General features: G+C 72.4%; 19 protein-coding genes. 6 read left to right on the top strand and 13 right to left on the bottom strand.

Translation table 11 applies throughout. The features are described 5' to 3' along the window. The first annotated feature begins 105 nt into the window (after positions 1 to 105). Both ACZ5SK_RS15645 and ACZ5SK_RS15640 read left to right on the top strand, forming a co-directional pair. Complete coding sequence (locus tag ACZ5SK_RS15645; RefSeq protein ID WP_334583419.1) at positions 106 to 708, top strand: hypothetical protein; 603 nt, start codon at positions 106 to 108, stop codon at positions 706 to 708. Between the two features lie 214 nt (positions 709 to 922). Further along, positions 923 to 1,990, top strand: coding sequence for an RNA ligase (ATP) (locus ACZ5SK_RS15640; protein ID WP_457493907.1), 1,068 nt, complete (start codon positions 923 to 925; stop codon positions 1,988 to 1,990). Between the two features lie 218 nt (positions 1,991 to 2,208). Here ACZ5SK_RS15640 and soxR read toward each other — a convergent pair whose 3' ends face one another. Then, positions 2,209 to 2,697: a redox-sensitive transcriptional activator SoxR gene (gene soxR / locus ACZ5SK_RS15635; protein WP_334583421.1), complete on the bottom strand. Its 489-nt coding sequence runs from the start codon at positions 2,695 to 2,697 to the stop codon at positions 2,209 to 2,211. Between the two features lie 86 nt (positions 2,698 to 2,783). Here soxR and ACZ5SK_RS15630 point away from each other — a divergent pair, with 86 nt between their 5' ends. After that, a complete protein-coding gene (locus ACZ5SK_RS15630) occupies positions 2,784 to 3,245 on the top strand; it encodes a MaoC family dehydratase (RefSeq protein ID WP_079663294.1) in 462 nt (153 codons plus the stop codon). 22 nt (positions 3,246 to 3,267) lie between these two features. Here the strand turns inward: ACZ5SK_RS15630 and ACZ5SK_RS15625 are convergent, their stop codons facing one another. The 3 genes from ACZ5SK_RS15625 to ACZ5SK_RS15615 form a co-directional block, all read right to left on the bottom strand. Further along, entirely contained in the window at positions 3,268 to 3,894 is a 627-nt protein-coding gene (locus ACZ5SK_RS15625; RefSeq protein WP_334583422.1) for a TetR/AcrR family transcriptional regulator, read from the bottom strand. A gap of 103 nt (positions 3,895 to 3,997) precedes the next feature. Next, complete coding sequence (locus ACZ5SK_RS15620) at positions 3,998 to 4,240, bottom strand: YiaA/YiaB family inner membrane protein (RefSeq protein ID WP_079663292.1); 243 nt, start codon at positions 4,238 to 4,240, stop codon at positions 3,998 to 4,000. A 59-nt stretch (positions 4,241 to 4,299) separates the two neighbouring features. Next, positions 4,300 to 5,451 carry an acyl-CoA dehydrogenase family protein gene (locus ACZ5SK_RS15615; RefSeq protein WP_468576247.1) on the bottom strand — a complete coding sequence of 384 codons (1,152 nt, stop codon included), beginning with the start codon at positions 5,449 to 5,451 and terminating at the stop codon, positions 4,300 to 4,302. Between the two features lie 80 nt (positions 5,452 to 5,531). Between ACZ5SK_RS15615 and ACZ5SK_RS15610 the strand changes: the two genes are divergently transcribed. The 3 genes from ACZ5SK_RS15610 to ACZ5SK_RS15600 all read left to right on the top strand — a co-directional run bounded on the left by ACZ5SK_RS15610 (position 5,532) and on the right by ACZ5SK_RS15600 (position 7,969). After that, complete coding sequence (locus ACZ5SK_RS15610; RefSeq protein WP_468576129.1) at positions 5,532 to 6,173, top strand: TetR/AcrR family transcriptional regulator; 642 nt, start codon at positions 5,532 to 5,534, stop codon at positions 6,171 to 6,173. 34 nt (positions 6,174 to 6,207) lie between these two features. Further along, a complete protein-coding gene (locus ACZ5SK_RS15605) occupies positions 6,208 to 6,930 on the top strand; it encodes an ArsR/SmtB family transcription factor (RefSeq protein ID WP_334583424.1) in 723 nt (240 codons plus the stop codon). Positions 6,931 to 7,030: 100 nt separating this feature from the next. Continuing rightward, the gene (locus ACZ5SK_RS15600) at positions 7,031 to 7,969 is read left to right on the top strand and encodes a DMT family transporter (RefSeq protein ID WP_443041412.1); all 939 of its coding nucleotides are present in this window, start codon (positions 7,031 to 7,033) and stop codon (positions 7,967 to 7,969) included. Positions 7,970 to 7,972: 3 nt separating this feature from the next. Here ACZ5SK_RS15600 and ACZ5SK_RS15595 read toward each other — a convergent pair whose 3' ends face one another. The 9 genes from ACZ5SK_RS15595 to ACZ5SK_RS15555 all read right to left on the bottom strand — a co-directional run bounded on the left by ACZ5SK_RS15595 (position 7,973) and on the right by ACZ5SK_RS15555 (position 18,834). Then, entirely contained in the window at positions 7,973 to 9,064 is a 1,092-nt protein-coding gene (locus ACZ5SK_RS15595) for a Zn-dependent alcohol dehydrogenase (RefSeq protein ID WP_361701782.1), read from the bottom strand. 25 nt (positions 9,065 to 9,089) lie between these two features. Next, a complete protein-coding gene (locus ACZ5SK_RS15590; RefSeq protein WP_457493906.1) occupies positions 9,090 to 10,478 on the bottom strand; it encodes an aldehyde dehydrogenase family protein in 1,389 nt (462 codons plus the stop codon). Between the two features lie 297 nt (positions 10,479 to 10,775). Beyond that, positions 10,776 to 11,516, bottom strand: coding sequence for a class F sortase (locus tag ACZ5SK_RS15585; RefSeq protein WP_334583428.1), 741 nt, complete (start codon positions 11,514 to 11,516; stop codon positions 10,776 to 10,778). Then, the gene (locus ACZ5SK_RS15580; protein WP_457493904.1) at positions 11,503 to 12,291 is read right to left on the bottom strand and encodes a hypothetical protein; all 789 of its coding nucleotides are present in this window, start codon (positions 12,289 to 12,291) and stop codon (positions 11,503 to 11,505) included. Before ACZ5SK_RS15580 ends, ACZ5SK_RS15585 begins: the two co-directional genes overlap by 14 nt. Before the next feature lie 103 nt (positions 12,292 to 12,394). Next, positions 12,395 to 13,645, bottom strand: coding sequence for an MFS transporter (locus ACZ5SK_RS15575; RefSeq protein ID WP_457493903.1), 1,251 nt, complete (start codon positions 13,643 to 13,645; stop codon positions 12,395 to 12,397). Positions 13,646 to 13,673: 28 nt separating this feature from the next. After that, on the bottom strand, positions 13,674 to 15,104 hold the full coding sequence (locus ACZ5SK_RS15570) for a CitMHS family transporter (RefSeq protein ID WP_334583431.1): 1,431 nt from the start codon (positions 15,102 to 15,104) through the stop codon (positions 13,674 to 13,676). Between the two features lie 124 nt (positions 15,105 to 15,228). Further along, the gene (locus ACZ5SK_RS15565) at positions 15,229 to 17,469 is read right to left on the bottom strand and encodes a molybdopterin oxidoreductase family protein (RefSeq protein ID WP_468576127.1); all 2,241 of its coding nucleotides are present in this window, start codon (positions 17,467 to 17,469) and stop codon (positions 15,229 to 15,231) included. 83 nt (positions 17,470 to 17,552) lie between these two features. Continuing rightward, on the bottom strand, positions 17,553 to 18,173 hold the full coding sequence (locus ACZ5SK_RS15560) for a TetR/AcrR family transcriptional regulator (RefSeq protein WP_334583433.1): 621 nt from the start codon (positions 18,171 to 18,173) through the stop codon (positions 17,553 to 17,555). Positions 18,174 to 18,237: 64 nt separating this feature from the next. Then, a complete protein-coding gene (locus tag ACZ5SK_RS15555; RefSeq protein ID WP_361701793.1) occupies positions 18,238 to 18,834 on the bottom strand; it encodes a hypothetical protein in 597 nt (198 codons plus the stop codon). Between the last annotated feature and the right edge of the window lie 168 nt (positions 18,835 to 19,002).

Raw genomic sequence — 19,002 nt, 5'->3', positions numbered from 1 at the left:
TCGGATGGAGCCGAATCGCGTGTCGATACGTCTATTCGACGACGTCCGTACGACGACGCCGAAGTGACCGAAGTGCAGGTGCAGATGTGACGGAGGTGCAAGGCGATGGCCGGTTTCCGGAGTCTGGCGAGACAGGTGCGAGACCCCCGCTGCGATCTGGCGCTGCGGCGGTACTCCCTGCGCAAGTGCCTTGAGCGGTTCGCCCCCTACGGGCACCGGGCGACCTGGGACCACCTGTCCTCGCGGGCCGGGTTCGGACCCGAGGACCGCTCCCCCGACCCGGCGCGGCTCGTGGCCGCGTTGGACGAGTTGGAGGAGGCGCGGGCCGTATGGCTGGCCTACGAGGCCGAGTTCGCCGAGCGCCGCAAGAAGGAGAAGCACGACGGGCTGCGCAGGCCCGGCAGCGTGGACGACTGGCACCGGCTGACCTGGGGCGGTTTCGGTGTCGCCTGGTGCGACGACCCGCGGCTGCACCCCCGTGAGCCGCTGGCCGAGGTACTGCGCAGGCTGATCGCCGCACTGGAGCGGGCCCCGGGCTCGGGCTGCCCGGTGTGCGGCGGCGAGCGCCTGCCGTGGAAGTACGACCTGGATCACGAACCGTCGGCGGGTCCGGTCTGCGCGGACTGCGGAATTCTCGTCCCGCGCCCCGTACTCACGGCCGAGGCCCTGGCGTACGCCAGGCGTGGACGCCTGCTGGTGTCGGCCTGACACCGGCCTGAGCTCTGCCCAAGGACGGCCGCGGCACGGCCGCCCTGAGAGCACGGCGGGGGTGCGCCGGGGATGCCGCACCCCCTGTTTCGCCGGGGAGTTGAGAAGAACCCGGAAACACTACCGGCGGCAAATCGGGTCGCTCCACCCTTTTCCAGCCGGGGACAGTGGGGGTCGATGACCACAGACCCCCCGACTCCCTGAAGGAGCCCCGATGTCGACGCTGCGCGTCACCGCAGAAGTGCTGACGGTCCACGAGCACCCCAACGCCGACGCCCTCGAACTGGCCCAGGTCGGCCTGTACCGGGCCGTCGTCGCCAAGGGCGCGTACCGCACGGGCGAGGCCGCCCTCTACATCCCCGAGCAGTCGGTGCTGCCCACCGAGCTGGTCGAGGAGCTGGGGCTGACCGGGCGGCTGGCGGGCAGCAGGTCGGACCGGGTCAAGGCGGTGCGGCTGCGGGGCGAGCTGTCCCAGGGGATCGTGTGCCGGCCGAAGGCGCTGGCCGGCGTCGACCTGACGCAGGCGGCAGCGGAGGGCACCGACTTCGCGGAACGCCTCGGCATCGTCAAGTGGGTCCCGCCGATCCCCCCGACCATGAACGGTGACGTCGAAGCCGCCCCCGACCTCCTGCCGTGGGTCGACATCGAGAACATCCAGCGCTATCCCGGCATCTTCGAGCCCGGCGAGCGCGTCGTCGTGACCGAGAAACTGCACGGCTCGGCATGCCTGCTGACCTACGTGGCGGACGACGACCGCGTCCACGTCTCCTCGAAGGGCTTCGGCGCGAAGTCCCTCGCCCTGGTGGAGGACCCGCGCAACCTGTACTGGCGGGCGATCCGCGGCCACCGTGTCGCCGAGACGGCAGCCCGCTTGGCCTCCCGGCTCGGCGCCCGCCGGATCGGCATCTTCGGCGAGGTCTACGGCGCGGGTGTGCAGGACCTGACCTACGGAGCGGACGGCCGCCGCGACACCCTCGGCTACGCGGTGTTCGACGTGTCGGCAGAGATCGACGGCGAGATCCGCTGGCTCGACGCACCCGACGTCCTCAAGGACGAACTCCCCCTGGTCCCCCGCCTCTTCGAGGGCCCGTACGACAGCGACCACATCCTCGCCCTCGCCACCGGCCGAGAAACGATGTCCGGCCACGAACTGCACCTGCGCGAGGGAGTGGTGATCCGCCCCTCGACCGAGCGCTACAGCCCGACAACCGGCGGCCGAGCGATCGCCAAGGCAGTAAGCGGCGCCTACCTGACCCGAAAGGGCGGCACAGAGTACGAGTAAAAGAGCACCACACCGCTCCCGGGGCCGCCGACGCACCGGGAGCGGGTCGCGGTGGTGCGGCGCAGCCCGTCGCTTAGCTCGTCACAGCCAACCCCAAGGTGAAACAGGCAGCCGTACGCCCAACACGCGACGGGCTCGCCGCACCACCGCGACCCCGACCCACCCACGCACCCGAGGCGCCCACGCACCCCGAGGCGCCCACGCACCCCGAGGCGCTCTCAGCGCTCCCGACAGCCGCGCTCACCCGCAGGCTGCCCCTCCACCAACAGCCGCGACCCGGAGGCCCGTTCACCGAACACGTCGTCCGGATTGGACAGCACGCACGTGGCGAGGGACAGACACCCGCAGCCGATGCAGTCCGTGAGGTGATCGCGAAGCCGGTTGAGCTGCTTGATGCGCTCGTCCAGCTCCGCACGCCAAGCCTGCGAGAGACGGGCCCAGTCCTCCCGGGTCGGCGTGCGCTCCTCGGGAAGTTCGGCGAGCGCCGCACGAATGGTGGCCAGGGGAATCCCGACCCGTTGCGCCGCCCGCACGAAGGCGACCCGCCGCAGCGTGTCCCGGTGGTATCGCCGTTGGTTGCCGGCCGTGCGCCGACTGCTGATCAGGCCTTTGGACTCATAGAAGTGCAGGGCGGAAACGGCGGCGCCGCTGCGCGCGGCGAGCTGGCCGACCGTGAGCTCATGGATCTTCTCCGGAATCTGCGGCACCCCTCGAACCCTACCGGCCACGTCCGCTAGCATGCTAAGCAGTCGCTTAGCACGGGGTATGACGTCACGCGAGAGGGCCGAGACACATGGCAGAGCCGAGGATCTTCACGTCCGCCGAGGAACTGAAGGCGGCGGTGGGCGAGCAGTTGGGACACACCGACTGGCTGGAGGTCGACCAGAAGCGGATCGACCTGTTCGCGGAGGCCACCGGCGACCACCAGTGGATCCACGTCGACCCGGAGAAAGCCGCCGCCGGCCCCTTCGGGACCACCATCGCGCACGGCTATCTCACCCTCTCCCTACTGCCGCTCTTCGGCCCCCAGCTGATCAAGGTCGAGGGCGTGAAGATGGGCGTCAACTACGGGACGAACAAGGTGCGCTTCCCGTCCCCCGTCCCCGTGGGCTCGCGCCTGCGCGCCACCGCGACGATCACGGGCGCGGACGACGTACCGGGCGGCGTCCAGGTCACCGTCGCCTTCACGGTGGAACGCGAGGGCGGGGACAAGCCGGCGTGCGTGGCGGAGTCCGTGTCCCGCTACTACCTGTAGCAGGCCCCCGGCGCGGGCGGGCTCACTTCGCCGCACCCACCATCCGCAGCACGAGGTCGGCGTACAACGCGCCGACCTCGTCAGGCGTACGGGATCCGTTGACGTTGAACCAACGGGCCACATCGATGCACAGGGACAGCACCGCCAGCGTCGTCCCCCGCACGTCCGGCACGTCGAACTCGCCGCTCGCCACGCCGTCCTCGATGATCCCGCGCACCTCGGCGTCGACCTGCCGGCGCAGGCCGAGGATCTCCGCGCGGGCTTCGGGACCGAGCGCGTCCAGTTCGTACTGGACGACCCGCGCCGTGGTGCGCCGTCCGGCGTGCCAGCGGACGAAAGAGCTCACGGCGTCCGCGAGCCGCCGCGTGGCGTCGCCCTCGCCGGCGGCCGCCGTGCGCAGGATGTCCAGCGCCCGGTCGTGCCCGATCCGGCTGATGCGGTGCAGCAGCTCTTCCTTGGTCTTGTAGTGGATGTAGAGGGCGGCCGGGCTCATCCCCGCCCGGCCCGCGATGTCACGGGTCGTCGTCGCGTGGTAGCCGCGCTCGGCGAAGGCCTCCACGGCGGCGACGAGCAGCCGCCGGGCCGCGTCAGGGGTGACCTCGTCCCACGGCTCGACCTCGCCGCCGGTCGTCTCCTCCGCCGTACTCATCGCTGACCCGCCCCTCTCGCTACAGGAGCTCCACCATACCGCCGAACCTGAGCGCTCGCTTAGCGCGGCCGCTCAGCCCGCCCGCTCAGAGCCTCTCGAAGGGTCAGAGCTTCTCGAAGGGGCTGTACACCCGCCCCGCCGCGTCCTGCTTGTCCCTGATCACCTTGGCCAGCGTGAACGCGGACGTGACGAGGTACAGGACGGCGATCGCGAGAAAGCCCCGCACCCAGGCGTCGGCGTTCAGCTTGAAGATGCCGATGGCGGTGGCCGCCATGGCGACGGCGAAGGACGCGACCGCCTGGCCGTAGAAGGCGGCGGTGCTCTGCTTGACGGGTGTCTCACTCATGAGGGAAGCCTCGCCGGACAAGGCCGCCCCCACCATCCGTCCGCCTACTCAGAAGGTACTCAGAACGCCGAGACCCCCGTCAGCGCCCGCCCGATGAGCAGCTTCTGGATCTGACTGGTGCCCTCGTAGAGGGTCATCACGCGGGCGTCACGCAGGAGCTTGCCCGCCGGGTACTCGTCGATGTAGCCGTAACCGCCGAAGACCTGGAGGGCGTTGTTGGCGGCGCGCACGGCGGCCTCGGAGGCGAAGAGCTTGGCCTTGGAGGACTCCACCGCGAACGGCAGCCCCCGGTCGATGAGATCGGCGACCCGCCAGGTCAGCAGCCGAGCCGCGTCGACGTCGACCGCGATGTCGCTGATCAGCTCCTGCACCAGCTGATGCCGGGCGATGGGCTTCCCGAACTGCTCCCGCTCCCCCGCGTACCGCACCGCCGCGTCCAGGGCGGCCTGTGCGATGCCGACGCAGCCCGCCGCGACCGACATCCGCCCCTTGGCCAGCGCGGACATCGCGACGGAGAACCCCTTCCCCTCGGGCGCCAGCATCGCGGAGGCGGGCACCCGGACGTCCTCGAGCACCACTTCGGCGGTCGCCTGGCCCCGCAGACCGAGCTTGCCGTGCAGGGTGCGGCGGCTCAGCCCCGGTGTGTCGGTCGGCACGAGGAAGGCGGAGACCCCCTTGTGTCCCGGCGCGTCGGTCGACCGGGCGAACAGCAGCACGACGTCCGCCCAGGTGCCGTTCGTGATGAACATCTTCGTGCCGTTGATGACGTACTCGTCGCCCTCCCGCACCGCCCGCGTCGAGAGGTTCCCGGCGTCCGAGCCGGTGCCGGGCTCGGTCAGCCCGAAGCAGCCGACGTACGCGCCGGACGTCAGCCCCGGCAGCCAGCGCCGCTTCTGCTCCTCGCTCCCCCACGCGGCGACGCTCTTGGCGACGAGCCCCAGCGAGACGGAGACGATTCCGCGCACGGAGGAGTCCCCGCGCCCCAGCTCCTCGGTGACCAGGCAGTACGCGAGATGGTCGCCGCCGGAGCCGCCGTACTCCTCGTCGATGGTCAGACCGAGGAAGCCGACCTCGCCGAGCTTCTTCACGATGGACCGGTCGACGTCCTCCGCACGGTCCCAGGCGACGACGTGCGGGGCGATCTCGCGGTTCACGAACTCCCTGGCGAGCCGCCGGACGGCGGCCTGCTCCTCGCTGAGCCCCAGGTTCACCACGAGATCACCCCACACCGGAAAGTCGCCCATTAAATTAGCACTGCTAGTTTCTATTGTGCAGCCCTACTATGAGCGCCATGGCCCGACCGCGCAAGCCCCTCCTCAGCACCGACCGGATCGTCGAGACCGCACGGACGCTCGTGGACGCGGAGGGCCTCGCCGCCGTCTCCACACGCCGGCTGGCCGCCGAACTGGGGGTGAGCGGGCCCTCGTTGTACAACCACTTCCGCACGAAGGACGAGATCCTGGAGGCCGTCGCCGACTCGGTGAGCGCGCAGGTCGACCTGTCGATGTTCGAGGACGGCCGGGAGTGGCGGACCGCGCTGCACGACTGGGCCGTCTCCTACCGGGCGGCCCTGCGCGACCACCCGAACATCGTCCCGGTGCTCGCCCAGGGGCCCGGCCGCCGTCCCGCCGGACTGCGGCTCGCCGACGCGGTGTACGGCGCGATGGTCCGCGCCGGGTGGCCGCCCGCGCAGGCCACGTCCATCGGCGCACTGATGCGGTACTTCGTCATGGGCTCGGCGCTCGGCTCGTTCGCCGGGGGTTTCGTCGACGACAGGACCGCCTACGACCCCGCCGACTATCCACACCTGGGGCAGGCCCATCTGCTCGCCGAACAGCAGGAGAAGATCGACGAGCGGGCGTTCGGAACGGGTCTCACGGCACTCCTCGACGGGCTCGCACAACAGTTCGAACAGGTGCGGCAGGCCACCTGAGACACTTCGGCCGACGCCGAACCGTCCGTGCCCCATGCTGGGACGCATGACCTCCCCAGACCCCCGGGCGACCCGGCTGGCACGGCTCGCCCGGCTGATCGCCGACGAGACGCGGGCCGCGTGTCTGCTGGCGCTGCTCGACGGACGGGCCTGGACCGCGAGTGAGCTGGCGCGGCACGCGGGGGTCGCCGCATCGACGCTGAGCGAGCACCTGGGCAAGCTCGTCGCGGGCGGACTGCTCGTCGAGGAACGGCAGGGCAGGCACCGGTATGTGCGCCTCGCCGACGCCCGGGCGGCACAGCTGGTGGAGGACCTGGCCGCGCAGGTGGCCCCGGCGGACGTCGAACGGCCGCGCGGTCTGCGGGAGTCGAGCGCCGGTTCGGCGATGGCCCGCGGCCGCACCTGCTACGACCATCTGGCCGGGCGGCTCGGCATCGCGGTCACCGACGCGCTGACCGCGCGCGGGCTGCTGCGCCAGGACACCGGGTTCGCGCTCACGGACGAGGGGCTCGGCTGGTTCGACGCGGCCGGTATCGCCCTCGACCGCGGGAGCCGCCGGCCGCTCGCCCGGGCCTGCCTCGACTGGACCGAGCGCCGCCCCCATCTGGCGGGTGCCGCCGGCGCGGCCCTGTGCCGGCACGCCCTCGACACGGGATGGTGCGTGCGCATCGGCTCGGAGCGGGCCGTGAAGGTGACTCCGTCGGGGGAGCGGGCGCTGGAAGAGCTGCTGGGCATCGACGCGGTCGCCCTGCGGTGAGCTGTGCCGGCCCACCGGGCAGGCGCAGGTGACGTGCCGCACGTGCCGGTCCGAAATCCGCGAGCCCCGGTTCCCCTTCCCTCCTAGCCTCTGGAGCATGATGAACGTCTCCACGACCACCCGCCCTGCCCGTCGCACCCCCCGTCGTACCGAGTTGCTCGCCGCCGGGGCCGCCACGGTCACCGTCGTGCTGTGGGCCTCCGCGTTCGTGGCGATCCGCAGTGCGGGCGACGCCTACTCGCCGGGGGCGCTGGCGCTCGGGCGGCTGGTCTGCGGCGCGGTGGTGCTGGGCGTCATCTGGGCGGTACGGCGGGAGGGGTGGCCGCCGAGGTCCGCGTGGCGCGGGATCGCCCTGTCGGGTGTGCTGTGGTTCGGGTTCTACATGGTCGCGCTCAACTGGGGCGAGCAGCGGGTGGACGCGGGGACGGCGGCCCTGGTGGTCAACATCGGCCCGATCCTCGTCGCGTTGCTCGGCGCGCGGCTGCTCGGTGATGTGATGCCGCCGCGGCTGCTGGCGGGGATGGCGGTGTCGTTCGCCGGCGCGGTCGCGGTGGGGCTGTCGATGTCGGGCGGGGGCGGGTCGTCGGTGCTCGGGGTGGTGCTGTGCCTGCTCGCCGCCGTCGGCTACGCCTGCGGGGTCGTCGCGCAGAAGCCCGCCCTGGGCCGGGCGAGCGTGCTGCAGGTGACGACGTTCGGGTGTCTGGTCGGGGCGGTGGTGTGTCTGCCGTTCGCCGGGCAGCTGGTGCGCGAGACGGCCGACGCGCCGCTCTCGGCGACGCTCGACATGGTCTACCTCGGCGTCTTCCCGACCGCGCTGGCCTTCACCACCTGGGCGTACGCCCTGGCCCGGACGACCGCGAGCCGTATGGGGGCGACCACGTACGCGGTGCCCGCGCTGGTCGTGATGATGTCGTGGCTGGTGCTGGGCGAGGTGCCGGGGCCGCTGACCCTGGCGGGCGGCGCGCTGTGTCTGGCGGGGGTCGCGGTGTCGCGGTCGAGGAAACGCGTCGTGCGTGCCGTGGCGCCGGACTCGGTGTGACCGTCAGAAAGTGACCACCGCCCGTCCGCCCCTGCCCGCCAGCATGGTGTCGAAGGCCGCCGGGATGTCCTCAAGGCCGATGCGTTCGGTCACCAGGGCGCTCAGGTCGAGGCGGCCCGCGCGCACGTGGTCGGCCAGGAGCGGGAGGTCCTTGGCCGGGTCGGAGTTGCCGTAGACGCAGCCGGAGAGGGTGCGGCCCCAGTGGAAGAGTTCCAGGGCGTTGAAGGTGACCTGCTGGTCCTTGCCGCCGATGCCGACGACCGTGGTGCGGCCGCCGCGCCGGGTGGACTCCCAGGCCGTGCGGATGGTGACCGCGCGGCCCACACACTCGACGGCCACGTCGACGCCCTGTCTGCCGGTGAGGGCGCGGATCTCGCGGGCGGTCTGCGCGGGCTCCTCGGAGGCGACGACGTACTCCGTGGCGCCCGCCGCCCGCGCCAGCTCCTCCTTCGCCGGGGAGACGTCGACGGCGACGATCGTCGAGGCGCCGGCGATCCGGGCGGCCTGGAGGGCGGCGAGGCCGACCCCGCCGGCGCCGAAGACGGCGACCGTCTCACCGGGCAGGACCCGCGCGCTGTGGTGGACGGCGCCGTAGCCGGTGAGGACCGCGCAGCCGAGGAGGGCGGCGTCGTCAAGGGGAATGCCGTCGGGCAGGGGCAGCGCGCAGGAGGCCGGGACGACCGTCTCCTCGGCGAAGGCGGCGACGTTCAGCCCGGGGTGGAGGTCCCTGCCGTCGGTCGTGCGGGCGTACACCTCGGCGGCTCCGTTCAGGGCGTTGGCGCACAGCCAGACCTCGCCGAGCGAGCAGGCGTGGCAACTCCCGCAGGACGGAGCCCAGTTGAGGACGACGTGGTCGCCGGGCGCGAAATGTTCGACTCCCTCGCCGACGGAGACGACCGTGCCCGCGCCCTCGTGCCCGAGGACGGCCGGGACGGGCACCCGCATGGTGCCGTCGGACAGGGACAGATCGGAGTGGCAGACCCCGGCGGCGGCGAGCCGGACGCGGACCCGGCCGGGTCCCGGCTCCGGGAGCTCGATCCCGGTGATCTCCAGCGGTGCCCCGACGGCGGGCAGTACGGCGGCGCGGACGGCCATGGTCGGCTGACTCCCTTGGAACCGGTCAGAACTGCAGGGACTTGGTCTGGAGGTACTCGGTGAGGCCGTGCGCGCCGAGCTCCCGGCCCACGCCCGACTGCTTGTAACCCCCGAACGGGGCAAGGGGGTTGAACCGGCCGCCGTTGATGTCGACCTGGCCGGTGTCCATCCGGCGGGCGAAGGCCACTGCCTCCGCCTCGTCGCCGGCCCAGACGGCGCCCGCGAGCCCGTAGACCGTGCCGTTGGCGATCCGCAGGGCGTCCGCCTCGTCCTCGTAGCGCAGGATGGTCAGGACCGGGCCGAAGATCTCCTCCTGGGAGACGGTCATGTCGGGCGTGACGTCGGCGAGGACGGTGGGGCTGACGAAGTAGCCGCGCTCGCGCGGGGACTCGGGTCCGCCGGCGACCAGCCGGGCGCCCTCCGCCACGCCCTGCTCGATGTAACCGCGCACCCGTGCCCGCTGCTTGGCGCTCACGACCGGGCCGATGCGGTCGCCGTACTTGCCGGCCGCCGTCGCGGCGAGCTCGACCGCCGTGTCGTACTGGTCGCGGTGGACGAGCATCCGGGTCCACGCGCTGCACGTCTGGCCGGAGTTGGACATCACGTTGGCGACGCCGACGTTGACCGCCCGGGCGAGGTCGGCGCTCGGCAGGATGACGTTGGCGGACTTGCCGCCGAGTTCGAGGGCCACCTTCTTGACCGCTGCGCCGGCGGTCGCGGCGATCCGCTTGCCCACGGCCGTGGAGCCGGTGAAGGAGACCAGGTCGACGCCGGGGTGCTCGGCGAGGGCCTGCCCGGCGACCGGGCCGAGGCCCGTGACGAGGTTGAAGACACCGGCCGGGACGCCCGCCTCGTGGACCGCCTCCGCGAACAGCTGCGCGACGAGCGGGGTGTCCTCGGCGGGCTTCAGGACCACCGTGCAGCCCGCGGCGAGGGCCGGGGCGACCTTGGCGACGATCTGGTGCAGCGGATAGTTCCAGGGGGTGATCGCGCCGACCACGCCGACCGGCTCGTGGTGGACGGTCGAGTTGCCGACCCTCTCCTCGAAGGAGTGGGTCGCGGCCAGCTCGGCGTAGGAGCCCGCGACCGCGATCGGCAGGGCCGCGTGGACCGCCTGGGAGAAGGCCAAAGGGGAGCCGAGTTCGGCGGTGACCGTCTCGGCGATCTCGTCCTTGCGGGCCGCCAGGGCGTCCCGGAGGCCGGCGAGCCGGGCGGCGCGCTCGGCGGGCGCCGTGGCCGCCCAGGCGGGGAGCGCGGCGCGGGCGGCCCGTACGGCGGCGTCGACGTCCTCGGCGCCGGCCGCCGGGACACGGGCGATCACCTGCTCGGCGGCCGGGTCGACGACCTCGATCACGTCCTGGCTCGCCGCGGGGCGCCAGGCGCCGTCGAGGTAGATGCCGTCGTGTGCCTTCATCGCGTTCCCTCCGGGCGGTCCTCGTCGTCCGCGCCCCAAACTAGCGTCGTTAGTTTTCTGGCACCAGTGCCTCCTCATTCGTCCAGGTCGGGCAGGCGCGCCGGGGCCGGGCCGATGCGGTCGCGACGGTGAGTCACGGAAGTCAACGGACTGTACGCGGCCGGGGAAGAGAGGGGGCCGGATCGGACGCTTCCGCCCTCGGGGTGAGAAACCGGACTGCCTGATTCGACGGGCGCCGCACCCCGGGCCCGGCGTCGGCCGGGCCGGTGGGGGCAGCGGGGACGGTCCGGCGCCGGGTCAGCGGGTCGCCGTCAGATGGGCGAAGACGACGACGTTGCTGGTGTATCCCGTGGCCCGCCGGAAGAGGCCGCCGCAGGTGAGTACGCGCAGCTCGGGGCGCTTGCTCGGGCCGTACACCTCCTTGTCGGGGAAGGTGTCCTTGTCGAAGACCCGCACCCGGTCGACGGTGTAGACGGCGGTGCGGCCGTCGGCCCGCCGGGCCTCGATCCGGGCGCCCCGGGGCACGCGCGCGAGGCCGGCGAAAACCGCGGGGCCGGTCTTGGTGTCGCGGTGCCCGACGACGACGGCGGTGCCCCGCTCCCCCGGGGTGGGGCCGCCCGCGTACCAGCCGACGAGCTTGGGCTTGTCGAGCGGCGGGGTGCCGAGGTGCCGGTCGGGGCCGAGCCGCAGGGGCACGATCGGCGCGTCGATGCCCAGGGACGGCACGCGCAGGGTGGTCGCCGGGGACCGGGGCAGCGGGCGCGGAGGGGATGTGGGGCGCTCGGCCGGCTTCTCGCCCGCGCCGCGGCCCGCTTCGTTCGCGCCGCGGCCCGCTTCGTTCGCGCCGTCCCCGGGGGCCGGGTCGCCCGGCGCCCCGTCGGATGCCGCCGCGCCGGCCCGGGCCGGTGCGACCGGTGCGTCGGGCCCGCCGCACCGGACCCCGACCGTCACCAGGACGACCGCGAGCACGGCCGTCCTGGTGAGGCGAAAGACACGGGTCCGGTACCAGGGCCTGCGTGGGCGCCTACGCGGCGCCATGGTTGCGCCGGCGGATCAGTCGGAAGTACGCGACCGAGCCCACGGCCATCAGCCCGACGGCCGCGGCGCCGGCCAGCGGGGTGAAGGAGGCGGAAGTGTCGGCGAGGCCGCCGCCGCCGGCGTGGACGCCGCCCTCGGGGCCGCCCTTCTCACCGCTCCACGTGCCGCCGCCCTGCTGACGGTCGTCCTGGTCCCGGCCGCTCTGGCCGCCGCCGTTCTGGCCGCCGCCGCTCTGGCCGCCGCCCTGGCTGTTCGTGCCCGCGGCCTCACGGCCGTCGTCCGTGATCGGACGGTTCGGGCCCTGGTTCGCGTCGTGCCTGATCCCGTCGGACCGGTTCTCCTTGCAGTTGATCTTGAAGACCTTCACCTTGGGCGAGGGCACCGCGGGCGTGCCCGGGGCGGCGGCGATGCTCCACTGGAGCGTGTACGACCCTTCGGCCAGCCCCAGCGTGTCGGTGTGCCCGGCGCCGTCGGTCAGGGCGATGTTGCCGGTCACCGTGGCGGTGTCGGGCGCCGGGGGCCGCGCCTTGATGGTGTAGGCGACGGTGGTCAGCTCGCCGAAGTTGGCGGCGTCGAGGTAGAACCGGCAGGCCACCGGGTCGTCCTTGGAGACGCCGGGCGGTACCTGCTCACGGTGGATCCTGATGTCGCCTGCCTCCCCCACGGCCACGGCGGTGGGTGCCGAGAGGCAGGTGAATCCGGCCGCGGCGAGCACCGTGAGAGCCGTGACGCCGAGGCGGGAGCCGAGGGCGGGCGGGAGCGTCGAGCTGGACATGCGCATTCCTCCGAGTCAGGACGATTTTCATACAAATCGTTCTTGCACCTGACTCTCTTTCACATCGACGCCCCCGACTGTGGGAGCGCCGCCCGACGCGCCGTCAGACATCGCTCGACCGGCGCAACCCCGTCCGGGGCCGCCACCCGGGCCTCGCATCGCCCTCCCCTGCGTCCTCCCCTCCCGGGTCCCCCGGCGAGCGCAGCGCCACCCCCGACGACAGCAGCAACAGCGCCCCCAGCATCACGAACGGCGCGGCCACGCCCGCGACCCCGGCCACCAGACCGGCGGCGGCGGGCGCGGCGACCTGGCCGAGCCGGTTGCCGGTGAGGCGCAGCGCGAGGGCGGTGGACCGGGCGCCGTCCGGGGCCGCCTGGACGACCGTCGTCATGGACAGCGGCTGCCCGACGCCGAGGCAGAACCCGAGCACCGCGAGGATCACCCCGAGCGCCCAGACCGGCACCGGCAGTGCGATCCCCGCGCAGAGCAGGGCCGCCAGCAGACAGGTCACGGTGAGCAGCAGCGTCCGGCCCAGCAGCCGCAGCAGCGGGGTGAGGACCAGCCGGCAGGCTATGGAGGCGGCCGCGCGGACGCTGAGCAGGACGCCGACGACCGACGGCGCGATGCCCCGGTGTTCGCCGACCACCGGCAGATAGGCGGTGAGGATGTCCGTCGCGGACAGCACGGAGAGGCTGATCAGGATGCCGGCGGGGACGCCCCGCGTGTGCAGTATGCGTCCGACGGGGATGCGATCGCCTTGCCCCGTACGGGACTTGGGGGTGGTGTCGCGGTGTTCGATGCGCCACAGCGAGGTGAACGCGACCGCGCAGCCCGCCCCCGCGACGAGCAGGGCGAGCGCGCTGCTGCCCGCCATGTCGTCGCCCCCGATCAGCGCTCCCGCCGCGATGGGGCCGACCAGTTGGCCGAGGGACGCGCCGATGGTGAAGTGGCCGAAGTTGCGGTCCTGTTCGTGCGGCGCGGACTGGCGGGCGACGAGCGACTGGGAGCCGATGACGAAGCAGAGGTGGCCGAGTCCCATCACCCCGCTCCACAGCGCCATCGCCCACAAGGAGCCCGCGAGCCCGCTCAGCACACAGCCGCCGGAGATGAGCACCACGCCGACGGGCAGCAGGGGTGCGCAGCGGCCGTGGTCGGTGCGGCGGCCGAGCGGGACGGCGGCGAAGAGCGGAAGCAGTGCGTACACGCCCGCGATGACGCCGATCGCCCGCTCGTCCGCGCCGAGGGCGAGGGCCCGGTAGGAGACCGCGGGCCTGGCCATCGACACCGCCCCCTGCGCGAAGCCGAAGGCGATGACGAGACGGAGCAGCCAGCCGCGGTTCCTGCCGGGCCTCACAAGTTCCTCCAGTTGCTCGGCGGACGGGTCAGATGATCCCGAACAGCAGGCCTGCGCCGAGGATCACCAGGCAGGTCAGCGCCGCCCACTTCACCACGAACCGCGTGTGGTCGCCGAACTCGACCTTCGCCATGCCGACGAGAACGTAGACGGCCGGGACGAGCGGGCTCGACATGTGCAGGGGCTGGCCGACGAGCGAGGCGCGGGCCATCTCCAGCGGCGTGACTCCGTGGGCGGCGCCGGCCTCGGCGAGGACCGGCAGCACGCCGAAGTAGAAGCCGTCGTTCGACATGAAGTAGGTGAGCGGGAGGCTCAGGACGCCGGTGACGAGCGCCATGTGCGGGCCCATGCCGTCGGGGATGACGTCCACCATCCACTTGGCCATGTGGTCGACCATGCCGGTGCCTTGCAGGACGCCGGTGAAGACGGCGGCGGCGAAGACCATGCCGGAGACGTTGAGGACGTTGTCGGCGTGGGCGGCGAGCCGGGCCCGCTGGTCCGGGATCCGGGGGAAGTTGACGGTGAGGGCGAGCGCGGCGCCGAGCAGGAACAGGACCGGGATCGGCAGCCACTCCATGATCATGGCGGTCAGCAGCGCGACCGTGAGCAGCGCGTTGAACCAGTACAGCTTGGGGCGCAGGGTGGCGCGGTGCGGGTCGAGGCCCTGGAAGCCGTCGTCGGGCTCGTCGTCGTCACCGAGGGCGGTGGCGCCGGAACCGGCGGCCGGGGCGGCGCCCTTGTCGGCGCCGGAGCCGCCGGACTTGCCGGCGCCCACGAGGACGGTCTCGGTCTGCTCGGCCTTCTCCTCGATCTTCTCCTCGACGAGGACCTCGTCCAGCGTCAGCACGCCGAGCCGGGTGCGCTCGCGGCGGCCGAGGACGTAGGACAGGACGAAGACGAAGAGCAGGCCCACGGCCAGGGCCGGGATCATCGGCACGAAGATGTCGCTGGCGTCCAGCTTCAGCGCGGTGGCGGCGCGGGCGGTCGGTCCGCCCCAGGGCAGCGTGTTCATCACGCCGTTGGCCATGGCGGCCACACCGGTCATCACGACCAGGCTCATCTTCAGGCGCTTGTACAGCGGGTACATCGCCGAGACGGTGATCATGAAGGTGGTGGAGCCGTCGCCGTCGAGGGAGACGATCGCGGCGAGCAGCGCCGTGCCGACGACGATGCGGAGCGGGTCGGCCTTGCAGAACTTCAGAATGCCCCGAACGATCGGGTCGAAGAGGCCGACATCGATCATCACACCGAAGTAGACGATCGCGAACATGAGCATCGCCGCCGTCGGGGCGAGGCTGGTGACGCCGTCGATGACGTAGTCACCGAGCTTGGCGCCCTTCCCGACGAAGACGCAGAACAGTGCCGGGATCAGCACGAGCGCCGCGATCGGCGACATCTTCTTCAGCATGATCAGGACCAGGAAGGTCGCGATCATGGCGAAGCCGAGGATGGTCAACATGAGTGGATACCTAACGTTCGCCCTTGAACATCCCACCTGGGGGTCGGCGGTGCGTTGACGTTAGGTCCGTTCAAACGGTGTTAACAAGACGTTGATGCGCGAGCAATAAGCGCAAAACTCCAGGTCACGGCTTTGTGATGATCGCCGCGACCTCGATGGGCACACCGTTGAGGACCGCGTTGCCCGACAGCGGGTCCAGCGCACTGCCGTCGAGGAGCTGGTTGACGTTGACTCCGGGGTCGGCGGCGGCATGGCTCAGCCGGGTGCCGGGCCGGTCGTGGCCCCAGCCGTGCGGCAGGCTCACCACACCCCGCCGCACGCCGTCGGTGACCTCGGCCGGCGCGACCACCTCGCCCCCGGGGCCCTTCACCCGCACCCGGGAGCCGTCCGCGACGCCCAGCCGCTCGGCGTCCTCGGGATGGATGTGCAGGGTGCAGCGGTTGGTGCCGCCGGTGAGGGCGGGGACGTTGTGCATCCAGCTGTTGTTGGACCGCAGGTGGCGCCGCCCGACGAGGACAAGCCCGTCCGGCCGCCGCCGCAGCCCCTCGCGCAGGCGCGGGAGATCGTCGACGATCGGCTGCGGGAGCAGCTCGATGCGTCCGCTGCGCGTCTTCAGCGGCTGCGGCAGCCGGGGCTGAAGCGGTCCGAGGTCGATGCCGTGCGGGTGCTCCAGCAGCTCGGCGAGGCTCAGCCCGTCGGGACGGGCGCCGAAGCCGTCGCCGTAGGGGCCGAGGCGCAGCATCATGTCGAGGCGGCGCTCGGGGCCGCTGACGCCGGTGAGCAGGGCGGCGAGTTCCTGCGGGTCGCGGTCGTGCACGGGTGAGTGCGCTTCCTTGACGGCCTTGCCGAGGGTCTGGCCGATGACCAGGTCGTCGACGGCGGCCGGGTCGGCGCCGTGCATCCCGGTGGCGGCCAGGGTCAGCCGGGCGAGGATCTCGGTCTCGGCCATCCGGCCGGGCTCCAGCGGAACGGCCGGGCGGTTGTAGCGGACCTGGTTGCGCACGGCGAGGGTGTTGAAGGCGAAGTCGTGGTGCGGGCTCTGCGAGGGCGGCGGCGGGGGCAGCACGACGTCGGCGTGGCGCGAGGTCTCGTTCAGGTACGGGTCGACGCTGACCATGAAGTCGAGGGAGTCGAGCGCCTTGTCGAGCCGGTCGCCGTCCGGGGCGGACAGCACGGGGTTGGCGGCGACCGCGACGAGCGCGCGGATCGGCTCGCCCTCCTCGGTCGCGGTGTCGATCTCCTCGGCGAGCGCCGACAGCGGCAACTCGCCCTTCGCCTCGGGGTGCCGGCTGACCCGGGAGTGCCAGCGCGCGAGCTGGAAGCCGTGGCCGGGCCCGGCCGGGCGGGGGGTGCGGTCGGTGGCGGCCTGCGGGAAGAGCGCGCCGCCGGGCCGGTCCAGGTTGCCGGTGAGGATGTTGAGGACGTCGACGAGCCAGCTGGCGAGGGTGCCGTACGGGACCGTGCAGCTGCCGATGCGGCCGTAGACGGCGGCGGTGGGGGCGGCGGCGAGTTCGCGGGCGAGGGCGCGGATGAGCGGGGCCTCCACGTCGCAGGCGGCCGCGACCGCTTCGGGAGTGAACTCCCGTACGGCTTCGGCGAGTTCGTCGAGGCCTTCGAGGTGTGTGGTCAACTCGCCGGGGGCGACGAGGAGTTCCTCGAACAGCACCTGTGCCATGGCGGCGAGGAGCAGTGCGTCCGTGCCCGGCCGGATCTCGATGTGGCGGTCGGCGAGCTTCGCGGTGCGGGTGCGGCGGGGGTCGATGACGGTGAGGGTGCCGCCGCGGGCCTTGAGCGCCTTGAGCTTGCCGGGGAAGTCGGGGGCGGTGCACAGACTCCCGTTGGATTCCATGGGGTTGGCGCCGATGAGCAGGAGGTGGTCGGTGTGGTCGAGGTCCGGCACCGGGATCGCGTTGGCGTCGCCGAAGAGCAGGCCGCTGGAGACGTGCTTGGGCATCTGGTCGACGGTGGAGGCGGTGAAGAGGCTGCGGGTGCCGAGGCCCGCGATCAGGACGGGCGGGTAGAGCGCGCCGGCCATGGTGTGCACGTTGGGGTTGCCGAGGACGACGCCGACGGAGTTCGCCCCGTAGCGCTCGACAACCGGGCGGATCCCGGCGGCGACCGCGTCGAAGGCCTCCTCCCAGGTGGCCTCGCGCAGCTCCCCGTCCCGGCGCACCAGGGGGGTCCGCAGCCGGTCGGGGTCGCTGTCGACGGCGCCGAAGGAGGCGCCCTTGGGGCAGATGAAGCCCTTGCTGAAGACGTCCTCCCGGTCTCCGCGGGCGCCGGTGACCGTCGTCCCCTCGATGGTGAGGGTCAGCCCGCAGGTGGCCTCGCACAGGGGACAGATTCGCAGGGCGATGCGGGACACGGGTCCTCCTGGGGGCGGCGTTGCCTTCTCCCGGTGAGCATACCGACCGGTATGAACGAGGGGGAGGGGGTCGGCCGCGTCCGTCAGTCCAGCGTCCGCGCCAGATACGCCCGCAGCAGCTCCCGCGTCTCGTCGATCACCTTCGCGTCGCCCTCCGGGTCCACCCGGAAGGCCAGGTGGACGAGGGTGTCCGCGGTCTCCACGGCGATCAGGAAGGTGCGGCGCAGATCGTCGTCCACCTCGCGGTCGAGGTAGCCGGAGAGCAGCTCGGTGAGGCGGTCGGCGACCCGGTGGTTGGGTTCGGCGTGCCGGGCGCCGACCGGGATCTGGTTGCCGAAGTCGACGAGGGAGAAGCCGGGCGCGGTGCGCTTCATGGCCAGGTACTCGTCCAGCACGGCGTCCATCGCGGCCCGCCAGTCCGCCCCGCTCCCGGCCCCCTTCAGGCGGTCGGTGACGCGCTCGGAGTAGCGCTCCAGGTTGCGCTGCGCGAGCGCGTCGGCCATCTGCCGCTTGTTGCCGAAGAAGCGGTAGACGGAGCCGATGGGGACACCGGCGCGCTCGGCGACGGCGCGGGTGCTCAGGGCGTCGTAGCCGACCTCGTCCAGCAGGTCGGCGCAGGCGTCGAGGATTCTGGTCAGCCGTTCGGCGCTGCGCCGCTGCACGGGCGCACGACGAAGCGATGTCGCTTGGGGCACGGACTTCATGATGCCTTTCCGCCGCTGCCTGGTGAACCTCGCCCCTGGATACGGAGAAAGATGCCTGATGCACTCACGGCGACGGCGATCCGGTCGGCGATCCGGTCCGGGACCCGGTCGGCGATCCGGCCGGGACCCCGCTCGGCGACCCGCTCGGGGACCCGGCGGGCGACGGCTCCGACTCCGTGACGTCGGCCGTGGCCTGCACCGGCTTGCCGTCCACCGCCCACACCGTGCCGTCGTCCGCGTACAGGCGGGCGGTGACCTCGTGTGTGCCGTGCGGGAGGAAGCCGGCCGGGATGCGGTACGCCGGGCCCCGCAGGTCGGCGATCTGCCGGTCGTCGACGTAGAGCCGGGCGATGCCGCGGCCGGTGGCCGCCTTCTGCGGCGCCCCGGCGGGCGAGAAACGGAAATGGGCCAGTTTCAGGCGCACGTCCCAGCCGCCGTCGGCGTCCGGCTGGACCTCCACGCCGACCTCGGGCGCCCCTTTCTTCGCGACTTCGCGGTAGTGGCGCCCGTCGTCGTCCGTGTGGTCCAGCACCTTGCCCACGGGCGAGGGCGACGCCACGGTCCCCTGCTCATGGGCACCACTGGAGCTGCAGCCCACGGATCCGGTCAGCAGCAGGACACAGACCGCGAGCGCGGCGGGGAGGGCACGCGTCCACGACATGCTCGGGACACTAGAGCACCGGTCCGACACGCGGATCCCCCTGGAGTCTGGTTCTGGCCGTGCCGTGATCGTCCTCCAAGAGGAGGACCCGAGGAGGAGTGGAGGATGACCGACGGCCCCCTTGCGTCCACGAAAACGCAATCCTACGGTGATGCATAGGAATCAGCG

The sequence above is a fragment of the Streptomyces sp. NPDC031474 genome, from assembly GCF_055581185.1.
The sequence above is the reverse complement of the archived record's forward strand: the minus strand, read 5'-3'. Positions and strand labels throughout refer to the sequence as shown.